The 21820-nt window shown below is 44.3% G+C and carries 18 protein-coding genes; 5 read left to right on the top strand and 13 right to left on the bottom strand.

Going from position 1 to position 21820, the window contains the following annotated elements; all coding sequences use genetic code 11:
• Nucleotides 1-6: 6 nt before the first annotated feature.
• The 3 genes from BEL04_RS06075 to ctlX all read right to left on the bottom strand — a co-directional run bounded on the left by BEL04_RS06075 (nt 7) and on the right by ctlX (nt 3142).
• The gene (locus BEL04_RS06075; protein WP_066001298.1) at nt 7-429 is read right to left on the bottom strand and encodes a secondary thiamine-phosphate synthase enzyme YjbQ; all 423 of its coding nucleotides are present in this window, start codon (nt 427-429) and stop codon (nt 7-9) included.
• Between the two features lie 202 nt (nt 430-631).
• Complete coding sequence (locus tag BEL04_RS06070; RefSeq protein ID WP_066001295.1) at nt 632-2026, bottom strand: arginine decarboxylase; 1395 nt, start codon at nt 2024-2026, stop codon at nt 632-634.
• Between the two features lie 207 nt (nt 2027-2233).
• Nucleotides 2234-3142, bottom strand: a complete 909-nt coding sequence (ctlX, locus tag BEL04_RS06065; protein ID WP_217493602.1) for a citrulline utilization hydrolase CtlX — start codon at nt 3140-3142, stop codon at nt 2234-2236.
• Between the two features lie 100 nt (nt 3143-3242).
• On the opposite strand from ctlX, the gene BEL04_RS06060 reads away from it, so the two are divergent.
• The gene (locus BEL04_RS06060) at nt 3243-4046 is read left to right on the top strand and encodes a bifunctional 2-polyprenyl-6-hydroxyphenol methylase/3-demethylubiquinol 3-O-methyltransferase UbiG (protein ID WP_066001290.1); all 804 of its coding nucleotides are present in this window, start codon (nt 3243-3245) and stop codon (nt 4044-4046) included.
• A gap of 30 nt (nt 4047-4076) precedes the next feature.
• On the opposite strand, the gene BEL04_RS06055 is transcribed toward BEL04_RS06060, so the two are convergent.
• On the bottom strand, nt 4077-5537 hold the full coding sequence (locus BEL04_RS06055; RefSeq protein WP_066001288.1) for an arginine deiminase family protein: 1461 nt from the start codon (nt 5535-5537) through the stop codon (nt 4077-4079).
• 486 nt (nt 5538-6023) lie between these two features.
• Between BEL04_RS06055 and argS the strand changes: the two genes are divergently transcribed.
• The gene (gene argS, locus BEL04_RS06045; RefSeq protein WP_066001283.1) at nt 6024-7796 is read left to right on the top strand and encodes an arginine--tRNA ligase; all 1773 of its coding nucleotides are present in this window, start codon (nt 6024-6026) and stop codon (nt 7794-7796) included.
• Nucleotides 7797-7887: 91 nt separating this feature from the next.
• On the opposite strand, the gene BEL04_RS06040 is transcribed toward argS, so the two are convergent.
• Both BEL04_RS06040 and BEL04_RS06035 read right to left on the bottom strand, forming a co-directional pair.
• Complete coding sequence (locus BEL04_RS06040) at nt 7888-8175, bottom strand: YXWGXW repeat-containing protein (protein WP_066001281.1); 288 nt, start codon at nt 8173-8175, stop codon at nt 7888-7890.
• A 68-nt stretch (nt 8176-8243) separates the two neighbouring features.
• Nucleotides 8244-9134, bottom strand: a complete 891-nt coding sequence (locus tag BEL04_RS06035; protein ID WP_066001279.1) for a 3-hydroxybutyryl-CoA dehydrogenase — start codon at nt 9132-9134, stop codon at nt 8244-8246.
• Between the two features lie 268 nt (nt 9135-9402).
• Here BEL04_RS06035 and BEL04_RS06030 point away from each other — a divergent pair, with 268 nt between their 5' ends.
• The gene (locus BEL04_RS06030; RefSeq protein ID WP_066001277.1) at nt 9403-12372 is read left to right on the top strand and encodes a SusC/RagA family TonB-linked outer membrane protein; all 2970 of its coding nucleotides are present in this window, start codon (nt 9403-9405) and stop codon (nt 12370-12372) included.
• 29 nt (nt 12373-12401) lie between these two features.
• Complete coding sequence (locus tag BEL04_RS06025) at nt 12402-13889, top strand: RagB/SusD family nutrient uptake outer membrane protein (protein ID WP_066001274.1); 1488 nt, start codon at nt 12402-12404, stop codon at nt 13887-13889.
• 90 nt (nt 13890-13979) lie between these two features.
• Here the strand turns inward: BEL04_RS06025 and bioD are convergent, their stop codons facing one another.
• The 4 genes from bioD to BEL04_RS06005 form a co-directional block, all read right to left on the bottom strand.
• Entirely contained in the window at nt 13980-14597 is a 618-nt protein-coding gene (gene bioD / locus BEL04_RS06020; RefSeq protein WP_066001272.1) for a dethiobiotin synthase, read from the bottom strand.
• Nucleotides 14590-15705: an 8-amino-7-oxononanoate synthase gene (locus BEL04_RS06015; RefSeq protein ID WP_066003495.1), complete on the bottom strand. Its 1116-nt coding sequence runs from the start codon at nt 15703-15705 to the stop codon at nt 14590-14592. The genes bioD and BEL04_RS06015 overlap by 8 nt, the downstream gene beginning before the upstream one ends.
• A gap of 71 nt (nt 15706-15776) precedes the next feature.
• Nucleotides 15777-16151, bottom strand: a complete 375-nt coding sequence (locus BEL04_RS06010) for a hypothetical protein (protein WP_066001271.1) — start codon at nt 16149-16151, stop codon at nt 15777-15779.
• A 67-nt stretch (nt 16152-16218) separates the two neighbouring features.
• On the bottom strand, nt 16219-16995 hold the full coding sequence (locus tag BEL04_RS06005) for a LexA family transcriptional regulator (RefSeq protein ID WP_066001270.1): 777 nt from the start codon (nt 16993-16995) through the stop codon (nt 16219-16221).
• A gap of 80 nt (nt 16996-17075) precedes the next feature.
• Here BEL04_RS06005 and BEL04_RS06000 point away from each other — a divergent pair, with 80 nt between their 5' ends.
• Complete coding sequence (locus tag BEL04_RS06000) at nt 17076-17447, top strand: nuclease (protein ID WP_066001268.1); 372 nt, start codon at nt 17076-17078, stop codon at nt 17445-17447.
• Here BEL04_RS06000 and msrB read toward each other — a convergent pair.
• From msrB to BEL04_RS05985, 3 genes are all read right to left on the bottom strand, one after another.
• Nucleotides 17437-17904 carry a peptide-methionine (R)-S-oxide reductase MsrB gene (gene msrB / locus BEL04_RS05995; RefSeq protein ID WP_083227777.1) on the bottom strand — a complete coding sequence of 156 codons (468 nt, stop codon included), beginning with the start codon at nt 17902-17904 and terminating at the stop codon, nt 17437-17439. The two genes, BEL04_RS06000 and msrB, sit on opposite strands and share 11 nt — an antisense overlap.
• Before the next feature lie 118 nt (nt 17905-18022).
• Complete coding sequence (locus tag BEL04_RS05990) at nt 18023-18610, bottom strand: fasciclin domain-containing protein (protein WP_066001266.1); 588 nt, start codon at nt 18608-18610, stop codon at nt 18023-18025.
• Between the two features lie 11 nt (nt 18611-18621).
• On the bottom strand, nt 18622-21762 hold the full coding sequence (locus BEL04_RS05985) for a DPP IV N-terminal domain-containing protein (protein WP_066001264.1): 3141 nt from the start codon (nt 21760-21762) through the stop codon (nt 18622-18624).
• Nucleotides 21763-21820: the final 58 nt, after the last annotated feature.

Below are 21820 nucleotides of genomic sequence, written 5' to 3'. Positions count from 1 at the left end.
GTATCTTTACTCGCCCCAAACGGTAATTATCAAATCCCTTTCGCCGCCATGGTCACGGTGCTCGCAGAGGTAAATACCCTGCCAGGTACCTAAGGCCAATCTTCCGTTACGAATGGGTATCATTACCGAACTGCCGAGCATAGCAGCTTTCAGGTGGGCCGGCATATCGTCGGGGCCTTCATCATCGTGGCGATAATCAGGGTCGTTTTCGGGAACCGTTTTATTGAAATACATTTCAAAATCCTGGCGTACGGTAGGGTCGGCATTTTCGTTGATGGCGAGTGATGCCGAGGTGTGCCGAATAAATACCTGGCACATTCCAACCCTGATCTGGCTGATCTGCGGCATGGCATATACCACTTCGGATGTAATGATATGAAAACCACGCCTGCGCTGGTTAAGTGTTAAGGTTTGCTGGTATATTTTCATAAAGCAAACGTAGCAGATTTAATGCCAATTAACGTTAAACAAAAACGTCGTTGCGAGCGGTAGCGATGCAATCTCTACTTAGGACATTCGATGCATTCAATCGGACCTTTATAGCGCAGGGATTACTTCGTTCCTCGCAATGACGCGCGGGATATTTTTCTTTAAAAATTCGAAATTGTAAATCCGAAATTCGAGATCAAACTTACGTTGTGTACCCTAATATCTTCAGCACCTGCTTGCTGTTCTGCTCCTCGCCAAAGACTTCGAAATTAAAAGTCTCATCGCGGTTGCGGCGGATGATGACATGCTTTGGCGATGGCAGTAAGCAGTGGTGAATACCGCCGTAACCGCTCAGTACTTCCTGGTAAGCGCCGGTGTGGAAAAAGGCCAGGTACTGCACTTTACGGGTTTTCGGCATAAATACGCTGTTCATATGCGCTTCCTGGTTATAGTAATCCTGCCCGTCGCAGGTAATGCCGCCAAGGTTTACACGCTCGTACTCGGCATCCCAGTTATTGATAGGCAGCAGGATGTATTTTTGGTTCAGCGCCCAAACATCGGGCAGGTTGGTGATGAACGAACCGTCCAGCATCAGCCAGCGTTCGCGGTCGTTCTGCTGTTTGCGGCCCAGTACTTTGTAGATGATGCCCGAAGCTTCGGCTACAGTATATTTACCAAACTCGGTGATGATATCCGGTTCCATCACCTCGTGCTCCGCGCAGATCTCTTTAATACGGCTCACAATCTCGTTCACCATGTATTCGTAGTCAAAATCAAATACCAGCGAATCCTTAAAAGGCATACCACCGCCGATATCCAAAGTATCCAGGTCGGGGTTGATCTTTTTCAGTTTGCAGTACAGGGTAACGTATTTTTCGAGCTCGTTCCAGTAGTAGGGCGTGTCTGAAATACCCGAATTGATAAAGAAGTGCAGCAGTTTCAGCTTAAAATTCGGGTTCGATTCGATCTTGTTGTAATAAAAATCGATGATGTCTTCCAAACGGATACCCAAACGCGAGGTGTAGAATTGCGAATCGGGCTGCTCTTCGGCCGCTATCCGGATGCCGAGGTTGCATGGTGTATCCATTTCAACTTCGTCATCGTAAATGTTGAACTCTTCCTTGTTGTCCAGCACCGGGATGATATTCTTAAACCCATCGTGCAGCATATCGATGATATACTGTTTGTACTGATAGGTTTTAAAGCCATTGCAGATCACGGTCATATCCTTGCTCAGCACGCCTTTTTTCTCGAGCGCGTCGATCATCGGCATATCAAATGCCGATGATGTTTCGAGGTGGATATCGTTTTTAAGCGCCTCCTCGACAATATGTTTAAAGTGTGAGCTTTTTGTGCAGTAACAGTATTTATAGCTGCCGCGATAGTTGTTTTTGATGATAGCCTGCTGGAACAGGATCTTGGCCTGCTGTATCTTTTTCGAAACGATAGGCAAGTAGGTGAAACGCAGCGGCGTGCCATACGTTTCAATCATTTCCATTAAGTTAAGGTCATGAAAATATAGTTCATCGTCATAAACCTCAAAACCCTCCTGCGGAAAACCCACGCTCAGGTCAATAAATTCCTGGTAACTCTGCATTTATCGATCAAATAAAATTTGCGCAAAAATGTAATTTTTAAATGGAAAAAATCCTAATTGTTGCGATAATTTTAATAGTTGAAATGTAATTTAATTGAGAGGGGTTGTCCATGGTCGATGGTCCATAGTCCATAGCCATTTCACTATGATAAAACTATGGTCTATGGACTGTCGACTATGGTCTGTTCACCATTCACTATTCACCACTCACCGCAAAGGCAGCCTCACCTCCGCAATCATACACCTCGCACTGCCGCCGCCGTTAGTCTCAATAGTATTTAGGTCAGCATAAACAAGTTTGCAATATTTTTCCAGGCGGGTTATTTGCTGCAATGTCAACGAGCGGTATGCACTGCCCGACATTACCAGCAAATGTTCGCCTTTGTCGTTTTCCAGCTCCAGCATATTGCCGGCAAACGCGTTCACCTGCGCCATGCTGATCCCGATAATTTCCTTGCCGGTGATGGTAAACGAATCGGTCAGTAATTCGCGCTCACCATCATCGGTAACCGAATCCAGGCAGATAACAACAAACTCTTCGCCCATGCACATCAAAACGTTGGTATGGTATATGGCTTTGCCCTGGCTGTCTGTAGCATGAAATTCTACGGCGCTATAGCCGCTTTCTTCACAAAACTCGGCTAAAACTTCACGGTCTGTTCGCGGTGAGATACAGGCATAAGCAATTTTATTCTGCCTGTCGAGTACCATGCTGCCGGTACCCTCCAAAAATTTTTGCTCACTTTCAAAGTGGCTGAGGTCTTCAATATTGCTGATAGCGAACTGATCCACCAAATCCCTTACGATATCTTCCCGGCGCTCCAACCTTCGGTTCTCGGCCTGCATGGGGTACAAAAATACCTGCCCGTTTTCGTGGAACGATACCCAGTTGTTCGGAAATATCGAATCGGGCGTATGCGGGGCGGGGGTATCTTCAACAACAATTACTTCAACACCGTTATCACGCAGGGCAGCAACCAGCGCATCAAACTCCTTTAAGGCTTTTTGCTGAACATTTTGCTGATCAAGCCCCTGTTGCTGGAAAGCATTGCTGCCTGCAGTTTGCTCATTAAAGCCAAATGCCACAGGACGAATCATTAAAACGGTCGATCTCATTGGTTTTTATAGGATATAATGATTGAAGTTACAAGATGTTCGGGCAATATAGCGCATGTTGATTTTTTTATTCATTTTTAGATCGTAAACCATTGATCGTATGAAGCGCCTTTTGCCCGATGATTCCTGGAAACCCAGCTGGTGGTACAGCTATCCGTACGACTTGATGGAAATTTACGGCGATACCCGCGAAAACCCGGGTTATGTTTATGCTTATCGTATGCGCCGCGATAGTACCATCAGCCTCATCAAAAGCATCGCCAAACCGGGCGATCATATTCTGGATGTAGCCGCCTCGCAGGGCAATTTTACGCTCACTCTTGCCGAACTGGGCTATAATGTAACCTGGAACGACATCCGCGAAGACCTGGCCGGATATGTTGAGCTAAAACGCGAAACCGGCAATATTACCTACCGCCCCGGTAATGCGTTCGACTTGAAGTTCGACCGGCTTTTTGACGTAGTGCTGGCTACCGAGATCATAGAGCACGTTGCCCACCCCGATGAATTTCTGGCTAAACTGGCAACATTGGTTAAGCCCGGTGGTTATGTGGTGATCTCCACGCCGCTTGGCTCGTACTTTAAGAACGACCTGCCCAAATTCAGCGATGTGGCCGACCCCAGCGTATTTGAATCAAAACAATTCGGCCCGCACTCCGAAGATCATATCTTTTTGCTTCATATGGATGAGATAGCCACACTGGCCAAAAAGGCGGGGCTGGAAGTGATGGGCATGAAATACAACACCAACTTTTTTACCGGCGGTTACAGTAAACTGCGCCCCATGCTCAAATGGATGCCAAAAACACTCATACTCGCCCTCGAACGCTTTACACAAGCATTACCTCAGTCAATCGGCAAACGCATCCACACCAACTTCGCCGTGCTTTTAAAAAAGCAATAATTTGATTTTCCATGGGTTATGGACAATTGACTATCGACTATCGACGTCGTCGCGCAGCACCGGCATGCTCATACAATGAAACCCGCCCCGCGCACGCGATAGTTCCGACGATGGCATCAATATCAGCGTATCCTGCATATCGCGCGGCAGCAATTCATCGCTTTCAAATTTTTCGAGCAAATCGCAAACCTTAACCGTTTTAAAGCCGTTTTGAACAAAAGCGTCGACGGTTTTATCGTTACGATCGTAACCCAAAACAACACCTTCTTTTAATGCCAGCAGGTTACAACTGTCGGTCCATTGCTCGCGCGCGTCGTAAGGGAATTTGTTATTGCCCGAGTAAATAAAGCGTGTAGGTTCGGTACTTTTCAAATCGTTCTGGCTGATATCGTCCAGCAACTCCTCCAAACTGGCAAAAAGCCTCGGTTCGTCAATCCGCCCTTTTTTAAACTGAACTATCTCCGGTTTATCTTTCGTTTTCCGGTCAGCAAAATAAGCTATCGGGTCGCTGTCTTTAATCGGCCTTTCGGCGATTGACAATGAGCCCAGCAGTACCCAAACGTTGCGCTTAACCTGGGTAAAGATGGTATCGATATGCATAAAATCGCGCTTATGCGGAATTTTAACAACCGTAACCTTATCTACCACGTTGTGCTCAAACAGCAACTTAATCGCAGCATTGGCGCCGATCGTCGATGTTCGCTCGCTGCAGCCTATCAGTACGTGATTGGGGCTTACCACCATTACATCACCGCCTTCAAGCGTGGTTTTCTCGCCGCTGTCTTCGCCGGGGCGCAAAAAGCTTTGCATGCTTTCGGGTATCTCCAGTATCCTGTCGCGGTAAGCAGCGAACAGCGGGTGATTAAATAAGATGTAACGCATCAGTAACGTTTCCCGGGCGCGTGCCTGTTTCGCCGGTTTATTGATCAGTATATGGTCGTTAATGGCAATGCCGATATCCCTCGAAAATATAAAGTTGGGGATAGGGGCGAAGATCATCTTATCCTGCCCCGTCATCGATCCTGAAATCAGCACCTTCGCTAATTCGATCGGGTTGGTATCTGTCAATATTTGCTGTAAGCCGTAGGTGCAATTTTCTATAGCACATACGGCAGCGGTCAGCTTTTCGCGGATACCTTGATCCTGTAAAATGTCTGACAGCAGCGACTGTATCTCGATCACTTTCGCGGATCCGTGGAAGTCAGGATTATCAGGCTTAAAAAAAGCACGGTCGTTTTCGTTCGATTCTATCTGCGCCAGTTTCCCCTTGATCTTTTCCGGGTCGAGGAAATACATCAGCACCTTCACATAATGGTCGTACTCGTTTTTGCGGACGGTATCCAGGTGCACGATGTCTTCAAAAAGCCAGTCCTGCGCCTTTGAGGGTACAACTTTACCCAGGCCGCTGTCGGGGCTGTGGATCAGTAAACAGCGCAGGTCGCCAATTTCCGAGCCTACGCCTACTTTAAAATCTTCTCTTGTTAACGTCATAAAAAAGGTAGTACGCAAAGCTATCGTTTATTTCCGAATTCGGATTTGAAATACCCGAAACAGAAAACAGAAGCTTCCGGCTTAGCGCTCAGCAGACATAGGTATTCTTCGGTATTTTAACGTGTTTTTTCGACATAAATGCCCTTTAAAGCCAATAATGCACTTTTTGTGTTTTTAACACCGATGAAACACATCGGTATGACATAGGTATTGCATCGGTGTACTGATGTCTTTTTTTTTGTGGTTAACTTGATGAACTGTTTTGGCCTAAAAACCGGCTGAGTGATATAAATATACAATTTTCTGCCTGGATAAACAAGGAAATGTTAAGTATTTAATGCGATCGGGTACACGATAGCGACGGGTAGTGCGACTCCTCTCTTGAGAGTGCCCGTCCCGGTTATTCGGGAGGTGCAGGGGCGTGTAACGCACGTATTCGGACTGTCCGACTACAAACTTCCCGACTATTTGATTAATTTTGCCCCCATGGATTTTATAGTTGATGCCGCCATCAGGGCCGTTAAAGCCCTATACAATACCGATATTAACGCTACTGATATTACCCTGCAACAAACCCGCAAGGAGTTTGAGGGCCAGGTTACCATTGTTACTTTTCCGTTCGTTAAGCTTTCGCGCAAATCGCCCGAACAAACCGGTACCGAGATAGGAGAGTTTTTATTGAACGAGTTAGCGGATGTATCCGCATTTAACGTCATCAAAGGTTTTTTGAATATCAGCATCAGCGACGAGTACTGGATTGGCCAACTATACAACCAGATAGCCCGGCCTGAATTTGGCGTATATCCTCCCAAAGACGAAAAGGTGATGGTAGAGTATTCTTCGCCAAACACCAATAAACCGCTGCACCTGGGGCATATCCGTAACAACCTGTTAGGTTATTCGGTTGCCGAGATACTAAAGGCTAACGGTTATGAGGTGATCAAAGCTAACCTGGTTAACGATCGTGGTATCCACATCTGCAAATCCATGCTGGCCTGGCAACTGTTTGGCAATGGCGAAACGCCGGAGTCGAGCGGGTTAAAAGGCGATCACCTTGTCGGGAAGTATTACGTGGTTTTTGATAAGGAATACAAAAAACAAATAGACGAACTAAAGGCCCTCGGGCAAACCGAAGAGGAAGCTAAAAAGAATGCGCCCTTAATTATACAGGCACAGCAAATGCTCGAACAATGGGAAGCAGGGGATGTGGCCGTGATCGATCTGTGGAAAACCATGAACAGCTGGGTGTACGCCGGTTTTGCCGAAACCTATAAAAAATTAGGGGTCGATTTTGATCAATATTACTATGAATCCGACACCTATCTGTTAGGTAAGGATATCATAGATGAAGGCCTTGCGAAGAGCGTTTTCTTTAAAAAGGAAGACGGTTCTGTCTGGATCGATCTCACCGCCGAGGGCCTCGATCAAAAACTGGTACTGCGCTCAAATGGTACCTCGGTTTACATTACGCAGGATGTGGGCACAGCCCAATTGAAATACAGCCAATACCACATGGATAAATCGATCTATGTAGTAGGTAATGAGCAGGACTATCATTTTAAGGTGTTGTTCCTCATCCTCAAAAAACTGGGCAAAAGCTGGGCGCCGGGCTTGTTCCATTTATCTTATGGTATGGTCGATCTGCCATCGGGTAAAATGAAGAGCCGCGAAGGTACCGTGGTTGACGCCGACGATTTGATGGAAGAGATGGAGCAAACCGCTAAAACCCATACCGAAGCCTTGGGCAAGGTGAACAGCTTTGGCGAAACCGAAAAGGAGCAGCTATATCATACCATTGGTATGGGCGCTTTAAAATACTTCCTGTTAAAGGTCGAACCTAAAAAACGTTTATTGTTCGATCCTGCCGAGTCGATCGATTTCCAGGGGCATACCGGGCCGTTCATTCAGTATACCCATGCCCGTATCCGATCGGTGCTCAACAAGGCAGGCTATACCAGTGGCGAAGCGTCGACAGATATTAAACAACTCGATGCGCTTGAGCGTGAATTGATCCTGGCTTTGAACCAATTCCCCGAAGCCATTATGCAGGCCGCCCGCGACTATAGCCCGGCGGTGATTGCCAACTATGTTTACGAACTGGCCAAAACCTACAATAAATTCTACCAGGATAAGGCCATCCTGAAAGATGAGGTTCCGGCAGATGTAAGACAATTCCGGCTAACCTTATCCGCGGCAGCCGCTAAAATCATCAAACGCAGTATGAGCCTGTTAGGCATCATGGTTCCCGAAAGGATGTGACTAAAAGTGTTTTCACAAAAAAGCCCCGCAATTTGCAGGGCTTTTTAATTTACCATGTTCAAGCTATCAGTGCTTGAGACTACAGACTAATTTATTGCCAGTGGCCGCGTACCCAAACATAGCCGCCCGGTGTTTCGCGCCAATGGCCCTCAACCCAAACACGGCTTCTTGGGCGTTCCCAGTGGCCGCGCATCCGTTCGTAATGATCGCCGCGCCATACCCATTCGCCTGATATCCATACGGCGCCTGGGTAAGGAGCCACAGGACGTTCGTAAACCGGTTCAACCGGGCGTTCACGAACAATGTATTCGCCGGCGCAACCGGCAAGCATGCTTGCCGAGGCCGCTATAATGATACATAATTTTGATATCGTTTTCATCGGTATATATATTAGTTATACAGATATGACAGATGAAAACCTCAAAAGTTTAAAAATTGCCTGTTGCGCTATTGCCGAAACTTGGAAGCTACCACCAGGTCTTTGCCGCCGGCGCTGTAATCGTAAAATCCGTTCCCGCTTTTAACGCCCTTATTACCGGCAGTTACCATGTTTACCAGCAACGGGCACGGGGCGTATTTAGGGTTGCCAAAACCATCGTATAATACATTCAATATAGCCAGGCAAACATCAAGGCCGATGAAATCTGCCAGTTGCAGCGGCCCCATAGGGTGCGCCATGCCCAACTTCATTACGGTATCTATTTCATGCACGCCGGCTACGTCTTCATACAAGCTGTATATGGCTTCGTTGATCATCGGCATTAAAATACGGTTGGCCACAAAGCCGGGATAATCGTTTACCTCAACGGGTATTTTATCTAATTGTTGTGTTAGCTGCATAATCGTTTGCGTAACCAGGTCGGTTGTAGCGTATCCGCGGATCACCTCTACCAGTTTCATTACCGGCACCGGGTTCATAAAATGCATGCCGATAACTTTATCCGGCCGTGCCGTTACCGAAGCTATTTTAGTAATCGATATAGACGATGTATTGGTAGCCAGAATAGTTTCGGCAGCACACAGCTCATCAAGCTGTTTAAAGATTTTCAATTTAAGGTCGATGTTTTCAGTTGCTGCTTCAACAACCAGATCGGCATGTTTAACAGCTTCTTCAATTTGAGTATAGGTAGTTATATTATTTAAAGTGTTTTGTTTGATTTGTTCGTCGATAACACCTTTTGATAACTGCCTGTCCAGGTTCTTTTCAATGACACTTAAGCCTTTTGCCAAAGCGTCGGGGTTAATGTCGACCATATTAACTTTAAAACCGTGTTGAGCAAAACTATGTGTAATGCCGTTGCCCATTGTGCCCGAGCCTATAACTGTAATGTTTCTCATATACCTACCTTATAATATGCTTCAAATATACATTTTACCTGCAAGCATTAAATATTACGCATTTTTGCAAATGCCGATTACAATTTTGATATTATAGTCTATAACCAAATATTATACTCGTCTTAATATACGGTTTTCGTGTCATAAGTTTGTCATTATCTAAATTTTCTTCAGGTTTGGAGGATGATTTTAAATGAATTTGTAATAAAGCTGCTATATAATTACTAATTTGCAACTAAATTTCTATTTACCCTTAATTCGATAAAACATGAAGAAAAATTTACTCTCTCTTCTGTTTTTAAGCTTATTTGCGCTCAGCGCATTTGCTCAAAGCAGAAAAATCACGGGTACAGTAATAGGCGCCGACGACGGTTTAGCCTTACCTGGCGTATCTGTAAAAGTTCAGGGCACTAATGTTGGCACTCAAACCAACGCTCAAGGCAGTTATACATTGACTGTGCCTCAAGGTGCTAAAGCATTGGTTTTTAGTTATATTGGTTACACAGCTAAAACTGTTGCTATTGGCAATCAGTCGGTAATCAATGTAAAGTTATCAACAGACAGTAAAGCACTGACAGAAGTAGTAGTTATTGGTTATGGTTCGGGCGTTCAACGAAAGGATGCCGTGGGCGATATTGCCAGCGTTGCTTCGAAAGATCTGGAAGATAAGCCTGTTGCAAACGTACTTGATGCGTTACAAGGCAGGGTTGCAGGTTTATCTGTTTTATCATCTTCGGGCGAGCCTTCGTCGACACCATCCATTAACATCCACGGTTTGGGATCAATTAGTTCAAGCAATACTCCGTTAATAGTGATGGACGGCGTACCTATTGATCCGGGAACGCTGATAAGTTTAAATCCGGATGATTTCGAATCGGTAACAGTATTAAAGGATGCGGCCTCAACATCCATATATGGTTCGCGTGCATCAAATGGTGTGTTGTATATAACCACCAAAAAGGGCTCGGTCGATAAACCTGCAAGTATTTCGGTTACAAGCGAGTATGGAATATCCCAGATAGCCAATACCGATTACTTCAATAATTTTATGAACACCGCGCAGTTTGCAGCATTTGAGGTTGCAACCGGTGTTCAAACCCAGGCACAGGTAAACGCTACTTTGGCAACTTATAATGCCGATACAAAATGGTACAAAGTGTATTTTAAAAACAATACCGGTACTTACTCAAATAATTTTTCAGTATCCGGTGGTAGTGGGAAAACCACCTATTTTGTATCGGCTGGTTACTTCAGGCAAGATGGTTTGGCTTATCGTTCGTTATTCAATCGTTATACCTTCCGTGCAAATATTGCTACGGAAGTTAACAAGTGGATGAAATTCGGTGTTAACATGGGTGGTGATTATGATGAAAGACAAACTAACCCATATGGCAGCAATAGCCTTAACCGGGGTTTATCCGTTTTGGCACAGCCATGGTATTCGCCGACAGGGCCGGATGGCAACAATTATAATTTTATCCCAGGTTTAGGTTTATACCACCCGCAATATCTTGCCAATAACATACAGGATAATAATAATAATATTCAATTCGATCCATCTGCTTATTTGCAGATCACCCCAATTAAAGGCTTAACCATTAAAACTCAATTAGGTTATGATGCTTTTGATTTCAGAGAAAGCGCAGTTAGGTTGCCATCGTATATTGGCTCGTTAAATAACGGTTCGGACCAGGAGTTTTTCACCAGGGGGGTATCAAAAACCTTTACTAATACTGCCGAGTATAAATTCAGTGTAAAATCTGATAACCACTTTACAGCCTTATTAGGACAGGAATATACTGACCAGACCAACGGTGCTTTTAACGGTATAACTACCGGACAAACAGACGACCGTTTATTGTTGCTGAGTACAGGTACCTTAAATAAAAACGCAAGTTCGTCTTCGAGTGAGTATTCATACTACTCATTATTCGCAAGAGCCGATTATGATTATAAAAGCCGTTATTTCTTAGAGGCCTCTATACGTAACGATAAATCATCAAAATTCGGGATTAACAATCAATCGGCAACCTTCTATTCGGTTGGCGCGACATGGAAAGCGAAGGAAGAAAACTTCCTGAAAAACGTTTCCTGGTTAAGCGACCTGACCGTTAGAGCCAGCACAGGTACAACAGGTAACTCGCTTTTTGGTAACAATTATTATCAACAATTGGCTACCGTATCAACTACTCCATACAATACCGGAACCGGTTTTGTATTGGCCGCTGCCGGTGATCCTGATTTAACCTGGGAAAAGCAACAAATGACTGATGTTGGGTTTAGTGCCACATTCTTTAACAGGATATATCTGGATGCATCGTTTTACTTAAGAAAAACTACCGCCATGTTGTTGCAGGTTCCTTATGCGTTTACAACAGGTTTTGCAAGTCAAGTACAAAATACAGGTGCTTTACAAAATAAGGGTGTCGATATCGACTTGAGTTTTGACCTGATTAACAGGGCAAATGCGCACAAGGCCTATGTTACACCGCATTTTATTGTAAACATGAATGCTCAAAAAATAACCGCTTTGTTCCAGGGGCGTAACTATTGGATCCCGGCGAATACTGGTACCATGTGGACCATAGGCCAGGCGATAACATACATTGAACCGGTTTGGGCGGGTGTTAACCCTACAACAGGTTTGCCACAGTGGTATCTTCCAGATCCTAATCCGGATAATGTAGTGAACAAAACTACAAATAACGGTGTGACAAACACTTTCAATACTACGCTGCAGCAAAATTTGGGCGTGCCAGTTACTGCATGGGCAAATGGTAGTTTTGGTTTATCTGCTGGTTATGAAGGTTTTAGTTTAGATGTATTGTTTAATTTTGTTAAGGGTAAGTATATCACTAATAACGACCAGTATTTCTCTCAAAACCCTACTCAGTTTACCGGTTATAACCAGGAAGTTACGGTTTTGGATTATTGGAAAAACCCAGGTGATGTTACTACTTTCCCGAAATATGGTCAACAATTTACCCAGTTCGATTCGAGGTTAATACAGGATGCGTCATTTATGAGGCTTAAAAACTTAACAATTGGCTATAGTATTCCAAAATCGGTACTTCAAAGAACAAAAGTTATCAAAGGCTTTACTGTATTTGCTACCGGTCGCGACCTGTTAACCTTTACAAAATACAAAGGCATTGATCCGGAAGTTAACTCTAACATTGGCTTAGGTAATAATCCAAACACCAAAAACTATAGTGTAGGTGTAAAAATCGGCCTGTGAGAAACGGTTAAATCTTAAAAAAATTAGACATGAAAAAAATTAATATATTCATTACTACAAGTTTAACGGCTTTGGCTGTATTGGCCTCGTGTAAAAAGCTTAACTTGTATCCAAGTAATGCCATTGAGATATCTCAATCTTTTAAAACTGTAAAAGATGCTACGACCTGGGATAATGGCGTATATGCTAAATTTAGAGGCGTACAATACGGCAGTTATTCTTTTTACACCGAAGTTCAGGCCGATGAGTTGAATGCTACATTAGACTATGGTAACCGCAACGGTGCTCCTGGAAGATGGGACGGAACCTTTACCGCAGATGATCAAACACTTGGCCCGCAATGGCAAAATTTTTATAATGCAATTGCCAATGTTAATGTTGCTATAAATGGGTATCCAACTATACCGGCAACCGCAGCCTCTGATATTGCCTCGATCAATCAATATCTGGGCGACGCCTACCTTGCCAGAGCATACTATTATCATCGTTTGATATTGCGTTGGGCAAAACCATACGAGCCGGCCACAGCTGCAACCGATTTAGGTGTGCCCCTGGTACTTACTTATGATATCAGCGCGCTACCTGCACGGGCAACCGTTAAAGCTGTTTATGATCAGATCATATCCGATATTACCAAAGCCGAAAACCTGTTGGCAGGTACTGCCGGAGCTCAAGGTTCAAAATACTTTACTATTGATGCGGCCCGTGCTTTAGAAGCGAGAGTTAGATTGAGCATGCAAGACTGGACAGGTGCCTATAATGCCGCTAATACATTGATTACCGGTGGTAAATATCCATTAATTACCAGCCAGGCCGCATTTAGTGCTTATTGGGCTACTGATGGTGTTCAGGAAACAATTATGCAAATGGCTGTTAATAGCTCCGAGTTGCCAAACGTTAACAATATATATTTAGGTTTAAGGGCAGCCGATCTTAAGTACGATCCGGACTTCGTTCCGTCGCAATGGGTAATTAATATGTACGCTTCTGCAGATATACGTAAAGCAGCATATTTTGCTCAATTGCCTGTTATAGTACAAGGCGTTAATTATCCTAATACATGGTTAGTTAACAAATATCCGGGTAACCCAATCTATTTCACTACGGCCATAACCAATTATGTCAATGTGCCAAAAGTGTTTCGTATAGCCGAAATGTACTTAATAGCCGCTGAAGCCGCTAAAAACGCTAATAACGAACCTAATGCCTTAATTGCGTTGAATGCGTTGCGTATTGCGCGCGGTTTAACTCCATCAGTAAGCACCGGAGCTGCACTGACACAAGACATTAGAGATGAAAGATTTCGAGAACTTGCTTTTGAAGGTTTCCGTTTAGACGATTTGAAACGTTGGCATTTGGGTTTCACACGCAATAGCCCGCAAAATGCAAATATGTTGACGCAAGGAAGCCAGTACTATACCTTAAGCGTTGCTGCTGATGCGGATAAATTTGTATGGGGAATTCCGACAAATGATATCGTTATCAACAAAAACCTTGTTCAAAATCCAGGTTGGTAATTATTAACCAGAGTTGTAATATAAACAAGAACGCCCCAGATTTTCCGGGGCGTTCTTGTTTATATTGCATAGGGGCAAATAAGATAAAAGCTATACCTGTATAGTTAACGTTTTTGCATAAATAGCTAAGTTGCTTTTATCTATAACAGCTATCCGAGGTATATTTATAAATTGCGCAACGCTTTGTTTCCTGATCACGTCTTCCGACCACCCGTCGCTATCGCCGTTAAAAATGATTGCTTTAATCGGGATGCCACGTTGTTTTAATGCTTCGGTTGATAATAAGGTGTGGTTAATGCTACCCAGATAATTTTGCGACACCAGTACAACCTCTGCATTTAATTGTTGGATCAGGTCGATCATTAGAAACCGGTCGTTCAACGGTACCATCAAACCACCAGCACCCTCAATTATCAACTGATTATCCGTTTCGGGAATAATGATCTTCTGCGGATCAATTTCAATTCCGTCTAATGCTGCCGATTTATGCGGCGAAAAGGGTTGTGTAAGCCTGTATGCTTCCGGGTGAAATCTTGACACTGGGTTCGATATCAGGCTTTTTACCAGTAAGGTATCGCTGTTGTCCAGGTCGCCCGATTGTACCGGCTTCCAGTAATCAGCCTTTAGTTTTTCGACTAAGATTGCCGATACGATAGTTTTACCAATGCCAGTGCCGATGCCGGTTATAAATATTGGTCGCTTAGCCATCTGTTTTTTGGTTTAATAAATTAGCAAGTGTAATTATTTCGTTATCCGTGTTGAAGGCATGCAGGCATATACGTAGCCTTTCGGAGCCGGCTGCTACTGTTGGACTCAAAATCGGCCTGATGTCAAAGCCCTCATCACGTATTAGTCCTGCTGCACTGGCTGTCTGCTTGTTACCACCGATAATTATACTTTGTATACCGCTCGTACTTTCAATTAAGCCTTGGGTATTAATATGGGTTTTAAACAGGGCGATATTATCTGCTAACTTCTTCCGTTCGGCCATCGATTGCTCAAGAAATGAGTAAGCAATCTTAACGCCGGCTAATTGTGCGAACGATGCGGCGGTAGTATAAATAAACGATCGGGCAAAGTTCACCAGGTAGTTATGCAGCAACTCGCTTCCCAAAACAATTGCCCCGTGGGCTCCTAAGGCTTTGCCGAAAGTGACTATGGTAGCAAATATCCGCTGTTGCAGGTTGAGCTGATGCACCAGGCCACGGTTAAATACCCCAACGGCATGTGCCTCATCGACAATCAGGCAGGCCTCATAACGCTCGGTTAACGCCAGTATCTCGGTCAGCGGCGCGCTATCACCATCCATCGAATAGATGCTTTCTACAGCCACGTAACAATTACCCCTGGCTTGTTTTAATTTGTCCTCGAGGCTGTCAAGATCGTTGTGCTTAAAGGTGTAACGGTTGGCATAACTCAAGCGCACACCATCAATGATACTGGCGTGTATCAGTTCGTCGGTTATCACCGTGTCACCCCGCCGGGGCAGACTCGAAAATAGGCCTAAATTAGCATCGTAACCCGAATTGAATATTAACCCTGCCTGTGCACCGTGAAACTGGGCTATTTGCTGTTCGAGTTTTTCGGCTAAAGCGGTATTGCCACTAAGCAGACGCGAACCGGTTGAACCATTAAAATGGGTATGCTGTTTGAGATATTGCGCTACGGCATTGCTGATTTCGGCAGATCGCGCAAAACCCAGGTAATCGTTCGAACAAAAATCTACCAGGCCGTTCTCTGGTTTCAGGCTGCGATAGGTATCATTCGTTTTCCGTTCGTCAATTTTGCTGCGGATATAAATTTCGGCTCTGGTCAACACAAATAAATTTGCGCTAAAATAATAAAAGCGGCTCAAGGCCGCTTTTATTTAACAATTAAATGTTGTTATTATTCTTGTGATGGAGGAGGGGGGGTGCCACCGCCGCCGCCTTGGCCACCGCCCATGCGGGCACGCATTTCTTCCTGCATTTTTTTGTAAGCAGCCTTTTGATCATCAGTTAACAAAGCCTGAATTTTTTCGTTAGCAGCTTGCATTAACGGACGCATTGCTTGCCTGTCGGCTCCCGCTTTCATTAAGCTATCTCTTTTTGCAGCTTGTTCTACATAAATAGCTGTAACTTTAGCTGTTTGGTCATCTGTCAATTTCAGTTGTGCTTGCAATTGTTTTGCCCTGTCGGCAGGCGCCATTTGCTGACGACCCTGAGCCTTGCTCAGAGATACTATGCTTACTACGAAGCAACATACCATCAATAGTTTTTTCATTGTCTTTAAGTTTTTTATTGTTTAAGATAAAGATAAAGCCATTTGGTTTAATAGTCAAACACGTAACTTAATTGTTGCTTTGCTCCATTTTTGATATCGAGCGCTGCATTTGCATCATCATAGCGGTTAAACTTTCCATGGTGGGTTCGGGTGCGGGTTGTGGTAATTGGGTGGATATATAGGCTTTTGCCTTCCATAGTTCCAATATGTCCTCGCCCGAAACTTCGTATGGTTCGTACACCGGGTTGTCGGATACCAGCTTCAGTTTTTTCTGATCTTTAAATTTATTGCCGATGCGTTTGTAAACCACGCCGTCGTTTTTGCTTACTACAACATAAGTTTCGGCATTTTTTACATCGGCCCAGTTCTCCACATATTCGGCTATGATAATCGAACCCGATGGCAAAGGCAGCATCGAATCGCCTTTGATCTCAAAAGCCCTGTAGGTGCCATTAGTAAACATAGGCAGGTTAAACTTAGGCAGCTTAGCCACGTACTCAGGGTCGGCATAACCGTTCATATAACCTGCGCTGGCCTTAACAGGCACCAGTTCAATATTCTCATTGTCGTCCCTGTCGACCGAAATACTTAATACCCGTAAATTGGCCGGGTTGCCTTTAGGTTTTGGGGCCCATTTTTCGTCAATTACCTCATTTATAAAATCATCAACAGTAACATCAAAAAATAATGCTATCTTTTTTAGCAAGTCGTACTTAGGCTCAGCACGCTCTTCTTCGTATGCACCCACCAGCGATCTTTTTATATCTATCTGATCTGCAAACTGTTGCTGTGTTAATCCCTTCTTTTTTCTAAGGAATTTAATATTTGATGAAATATTTGACATAAAATTTGGATTTACTAAAATTGTTAGTATTTTTATGCCAATAAAATTAGTAATTATTTTTCAATCCACAAATAAAAATTATGAACAGCTTCATTTATATCATTACCGACAGGAATCGTAACTGTTTACATACCGGCATGTGCACTGATTTACTAAAGACCTTAGACTTTTACAGCCAGATGCCGAACCTGTTTTTCGATAGCGCCCAGCAGTTAAACCGCCTGGTGTATTTTGAAGAATTTACTAATGAAGAGATGGCCATGCAACGTTTTAAAAGGGTAAGTACTTTTACCAGGGCCCAGAAAGAAAAAATGATCAGATCCGTTAATCCCGATTGGGTAGACCTGACCATTGGTTTACGTTTTGAAACAAACGCAGCAGCGCAGCAATTACAAAAACGGCGTGCTATCCGTCCGGGTATGATTAAACAGCGTAAGTACGTTATTTCTTAACAAATTTTAATGCACCCGAATTCATACAATACCTTTTACCTCCCCTGTTCGCAGGGCCATCATCAAATACATGGCCCAGGTGTAAGCCTGTGCTTCTCTCAATAACTTCGTCACGTTCGCCGTCGGCATCTTTTCTAATCTCTATCATATTAGGGTTTACCGGCTTAACAAAGCTTGGCCAGCCGGTACCGCTATCATACTTATCTTCCGATGTGAATAGTACGTCGCCAGTAGCTGCACTTACAAAAACGCCCTTTTCGTGCAAGTCGAAATACGCGTTTTTATATGGGGGCTCTGTACCTTGCTCAACCATGATATAGTATTGGTTGGGGGTTAATATTTTTTTCCATTCGGCAGCTGCTTTTGCTTTTGGACGTGATTTGGTTTGTGCATTGGTAAAATAAGTGCCAAAAATTACCAATAACACCAGTGTTGAAATGCTGAATACCTTTTTCATTTTGAATAAATGTTTTAATGATTTTTTAGCCCTAAAACAGAGCTTTTTGTAAACACATACGCAGTAAGCTATGGCCGCGGTTTGCCGGGGAACACACAATTACAAACAGATGATATTATTAATGAACGGCGAATGACAAGGGAGCATTGAGCACATCTACAAAACCGTTGCTTTGCTCAATATCAAACGCACTTACAATAGCCTGGTTACCATTCCCGTCGACCAAAACAATATTCCTGTCGGTATTGATCCTGGCGATGAGCACACTGCCTGATAAGGTAGCAATGCTGGTTTGCCCGTTCGCCTTAATTTGTTTTGCCAAATCTTTCGAGCTTAACCTGCCTTGCACAATATAGCTGTTAACCAGTTTGGTTAGATCGATGCTATGGGCAGGCTTCATCAGCGAATCGATAGCCCCGGCAGGTAGCTTTTTAAAGGCATCATCGGTAGGGGCAAAAACGGTATAGGTGCCGCCTTTTAAAGCTTCGGCTACGCCCGATGCTGTAAGCATTGATACAAATACGGTATAGTCCTTAGATTTTGAAAGGTTTTTAACCACATCGTTCCCGGCGCTCATGAATGTGCTGCCAACCATACGTGTTTTAGGGGCAGGCTGTTTCGCAGTTGTTTTCTTAGCGGTATCTGTCTGGGCAAACAGGTTAGCGGTAACCAGGCTTGCAGCCAATAGCACGATGATCTTTTTCATAATTTATATAACTACCAACCTGGTGTAAAGTTTAAACCAAATACGGGTTTGGCAACATCAGTACGGTTAAACGGATAAGCAAAATAAGGTTCGAGGATAAATGCGCCAAAAACATTAACCCTTAATGACAGACCTACGCTTGTAGCAGGTACACGCTCAAGCTTGCCGTTAATGATAGCCGGATTCGTTTTAAACAGTTCGATCTTATCGCCGCCGTTCCAGGCTAAGCCGGCATCATAAAATAAGTTCAGATCAGAGAAAAAGAATTTCGACTTGATCTGCGCCAGTTTCTCAGGTCCGGTAAAAGGCAGGCGTACTTCAAAATTGAATACAGCTATCCGGTTACCCGATAATTCGTCGATGGTAAAATTGTTGGTAGGCGATGAGGTGTTATTGTTATAAAAACTGTTAGGCTCGTAACCACGGATGTAGAACGGATAGCCCACATACAACGGATAAAGCTCATTGCTGCTGCCGATGCGGCCGTAACCAAAGAACCTTGCCGCAAAAGTTACCGGAGCCACGCGCACATATTTACGCAGATCGATAGTTGGGGCGAAGAACTTGTATGTTCCAAAATCGTACTCCAGGCCTAAACGATACCTGAAACCATTGAGGGGAGAGGTAATACCGAAGTACGAATTATCGCCTACAAAAGCGGTACTTAACTGGTACAGCGCGTACGAATTAAGATTGGTATAATAGCCTTGCGACGCTAATTGCTGGGTTTCCTGATCGTTAGGCACTTTCATGTGGCCGCTGTTCAGGTAATTGCCATTCAAGTCGTAATCGGTATAATAACGGTCGACACGGAAATAATTGTAAACAGCGCCCGTACCGAACTCAATACGGTGAACCCTTGAGAAAGGATATGAGGTGAACAGTTGTATACCATCCTGGAAATTACGGATAATATCCTGCTGCCCTTCAATGGCCTGTATAGTTTGGGTACTGTTTATCGGATAATTCGGGATCAATACTTCATTATAAAACCCGTATTGCTCGGGTATGTGCGATAGCGCCACGCCAAAGTTCCAGCGGCCTTTTTGACGGATGTAGGCCACCTGTGCGCCAAAATCGTAGATCTGCCCATTCACATTAGCTCCGGCAAATATTTGATTTTGACCCAGTATATCGCTGAAAACACCCTGTATACCGCTGGCCAACCCCGCCCCATACTGTGTGCTCGCACCAATACCTACGCCGCTGCTGGCAAGATAATCCAATTTAAACTGCGGGCGGTATTTTTCGCTTTCGATCGAGTCGATCGGGAATTTTTGATACGCCAGGTAGTTGTTCAGGTTCGAGTTGATCAGATCGACGCCAACTGATTTTGCCGGGGGCAATAAAGCTGCGTCAAAATTCAATTCCTGCGGATCAACAACCTTTGGTTTAAAATCGGATGATTTAGCATTATACAACGCATATTTTTGCGCCTTGTAGTAGGAGTAAACTATATCGTTATCATTAGATAAGCTCAATGCAGGCGAGAACTCGGTAATACCGCTGATGCCGGTGAACAGTTCGGTCATCTGCTCTACTTTGCCATCGGCCAGCGTATAGCGATACATGTTCCTGAAACCGTCGCGGTTTGAGAGGAAGTATATTTGTTTATCATCCGCCGAAAATTGCGGATTGAGGTTATTGGCGCCATTAAATACCATAATATCGGTTATTTTTTTGGTCGCCAGGTCCATAACCGCAAGGTTGAACGGAATGGTTTGCGCTAACGATTTATCGTAGGTGGTGCGGTCTGACGAGAATACCAGCGATTTGCCATCGTGCGAGAAACTTGGCTGGTAATCCGAATATTTATCATCGGTTAGTTGCGTTAATTCCCGATCGCTGAAGCTATACATATACAGATCGCTTTGGCCTTCAGACATGCCGCTGAATACAATTTTGTCACCATCAGGCGACCAGGTTACATAGCTAAACTGCTCGGCTTTCCCCATCGGTATTTCTGACAATACTTTACCATTGGCCACATTTACAACAACTAATTTGTTCCGTCCTCCGCTGAAAACGCTGAACGCGAACCGCTTGCTATCAGGCGACCAGGCACCTGCCGACTCGATAAAATTAAATTCGTCGATATGTGTGTTCGATATCTTACTCGTGAGCTTTCGCAGTATACGCCCCGTATGCGCATCCGCCAGGAACAGATCGATGCTGAACAGATCCTTCTCCGAAAGGAAAGCTACGTATTCACCGTCCGGACTGATGGCCGGGGCTACATTCATCTCCCCCGAATTTTTATAATCGATGATCTTATTACCGATAGGCACCTGTGCCGTATCTTTCAGAAAAGGTTTATAGGCTGCCTGGATAGAGTTTTTCCAGAGGCTGGATAGTGTCTTTTCATCATAGCCGAACGTTTTCCGGATACCATAGTCCAATCCAAAGCGGGCCGTGTTTTTAAAGAAAGGCACGATCACCGTATCACCATACGTCGACCCGATGAACGACCAGAACGCTTCGCCGTAGCGGTAAGGGAAGTATTTGTTGCTCTCGGTCAGGTCGCGGATGGTCGGGATATCTTTGGTGAGATAGGCATCGCGCATCCACATGGCCGTATATGCATCCTTTTTACCCAGCGAAAGGTATTCGGCCATACCTTCAATCATCCACAGGGGGATGTTGTTGATCTCGGCAAAGTTGGTGCTGTCGTTATCCAATAATGAGTGATATTGGAAAGCATGCACCATTTCGTGCCCGATAACGTGGCGCGTGGTCTGGTTATTCTCCATAAAAGGCATCACGATCCGGTTTTTTAAACCTTCGGTAACACCGCCCGTACCTACACCGATCTCGCCCTCGATAGCTGTGGTTTGTTGAAAATCGGGGTGATCGGCATAAATGATAATAGGATTTGGGCGCTTAAACGTATCGCGGAAAACCTGTTGGTGCAGGGTATACCATAGCTCTGTTTCCTGCGCGAAGCGTTTGATCAGGCTATCGTTTTTGATGTAGTAGTATATTTCGAAGTGCGGTGTGCGGAATACCTGGAAATCGAGGTTTTTGTAGCGTACTTTATTTTGACCGAAATACTGTGCATCGGCACGGTTAGATACTAAAAGCGCGGCTGCTGTGAAAATGAAAAAAGCCAAAGCAGCAGTATTTAATCGCGAAAGTAGGTATCGTTTACTCATATATAGATAGTTGTGAGCCATAATATGGCGTTAATATAACTAAATTTAACCTTTACAT

This window comes from Mucilaginibacter sp. PPCGB 2223, from assembly GCF_001705515.1.
Lineage (GTDB): Bacteria > Bacteroidota > Bacteroidia > Sphingobacteriales > Sphingobacteriaceae > Mucilaginibacter.
This window is presented reverse-complemented; position numbering and strand designations above follow the sequence as displayed.

Bases quoted from the DNA above. Each gene is read 5' to 3' on its own strand.
- BEL04_RS06075 (WP_066001298.1), bottom strand. From the start codon at position 429: ATGAAAATATACCAGCAAACCTTAACACTTAACCAGCGCAGGCGTGGT.
- BEL04_RS06070 (WP_066001295.1), bottom strand. From the start codon at position 2,026: ATGCAGAGTTACCAGGAATTTATTGACCTGAGCGTGGGTTTTCCGCAG.
- ctlX (WP_217493602.1), bottom strand. From the start codon at position 3,142: ATGAGATCGACCGTTTTAATGATTCGTCCTGTGGCATTTGGCTTTAAT.
- BEL04_RS06060 (WP_066001290.1), top strand. From the start codon at position 3,243: ATGAAGCGCCTTTTGCCCGATGATTCCTGGAAACCCAGCTGGTGGTAC.
- BEL04_RS06055 (WP_066001288.1), bottom strand. From the start codon at position 5,537: ATGACGTTAACAAGAGAAGATTTTAAAGTAGGCGTAGGCTCGGAAATT.
- argS (WP_066001283.1), top strand. From the start codon at position 6,024: ATGGATTTTATAGTTGATGCCGCCATCAGGGCCGTTAAAGCCCTATAC.
- BEL04_RS06040 (WP_066001281.1), bottom strand. From the start codon at position 8,175: ATGAAAACGATATCAAAATTATGTATCATTATAGCGGCCTCGGCAAGC.
- BEL04_RS06035 (WP_066001279.1), bottom strand. From the start codon at position 9,134: ATGAGAAACATTACAGTTATAGGCTCGGGCACAATGGGCAACGGCATT.
- BEL04_RS06030 (WP_066001277.1), top strand. From the start codon at position 9,403: ATGAAGAAAAATTTACTCTCTCTTCTGTTTTTAAGCTTATTTGCGCTC.
- BEL04_RS06025 (WP_066001274.1), top strand. From the start codon at position 12,402: ATGAAAAAAATTAATATATTCATTACTACAAGTTTAACGGCTTTGGCT.
- bioD (WP_066001272.1), bottom strand. From the start codon at position 14,597: ATGGCTAAGCGACCAATATTTATAACCGGCATCGGCACTGGCATTGGT.
- BEL04_RS06010 (WP_066001271.1), bottom strand. From the start codon at position 16,151: ATGAAAAAACTATTGATGGTATGTTGCTTCGTAGTAAGCATAGTATCT.
- BEL04_RS06005 (WP_066001270.1), bottom strand. From the start codon at position 16,995: ATGTCAAATATTTCATCAAATATTAAATTCCTTAGAAAAAAGAAGGGA.
- BEL04_RS06000 (WP_066001268.1), top strand. From the start codon at position 17,076: ATGAACAGCTTCATTTATATCATTACCGACAGGAATCGTAACTGTTTA.
- msrB (WP_083227777.1), bottom strand. From the start codon at position 17,904: ATGAAAAAGGTATTCAGCATTTCAACACTGGTGTTATTGGTAATTTTT.
- BEL04_RS05990 (WP_066001266.1), bottom strand. From the start codon at position 18,610: ATGAAAAAGATCATCGTGCTATTGGCTGCAAGCCTGGTTACCGCTAAC.
- BEL04_RS05985 (WP_066001264.1), bottom strand. From the start codon at position 21,762: ATGAGTAAACGATACCTACTTTCGCGATTAAATACTGCTGCTTTGGCT.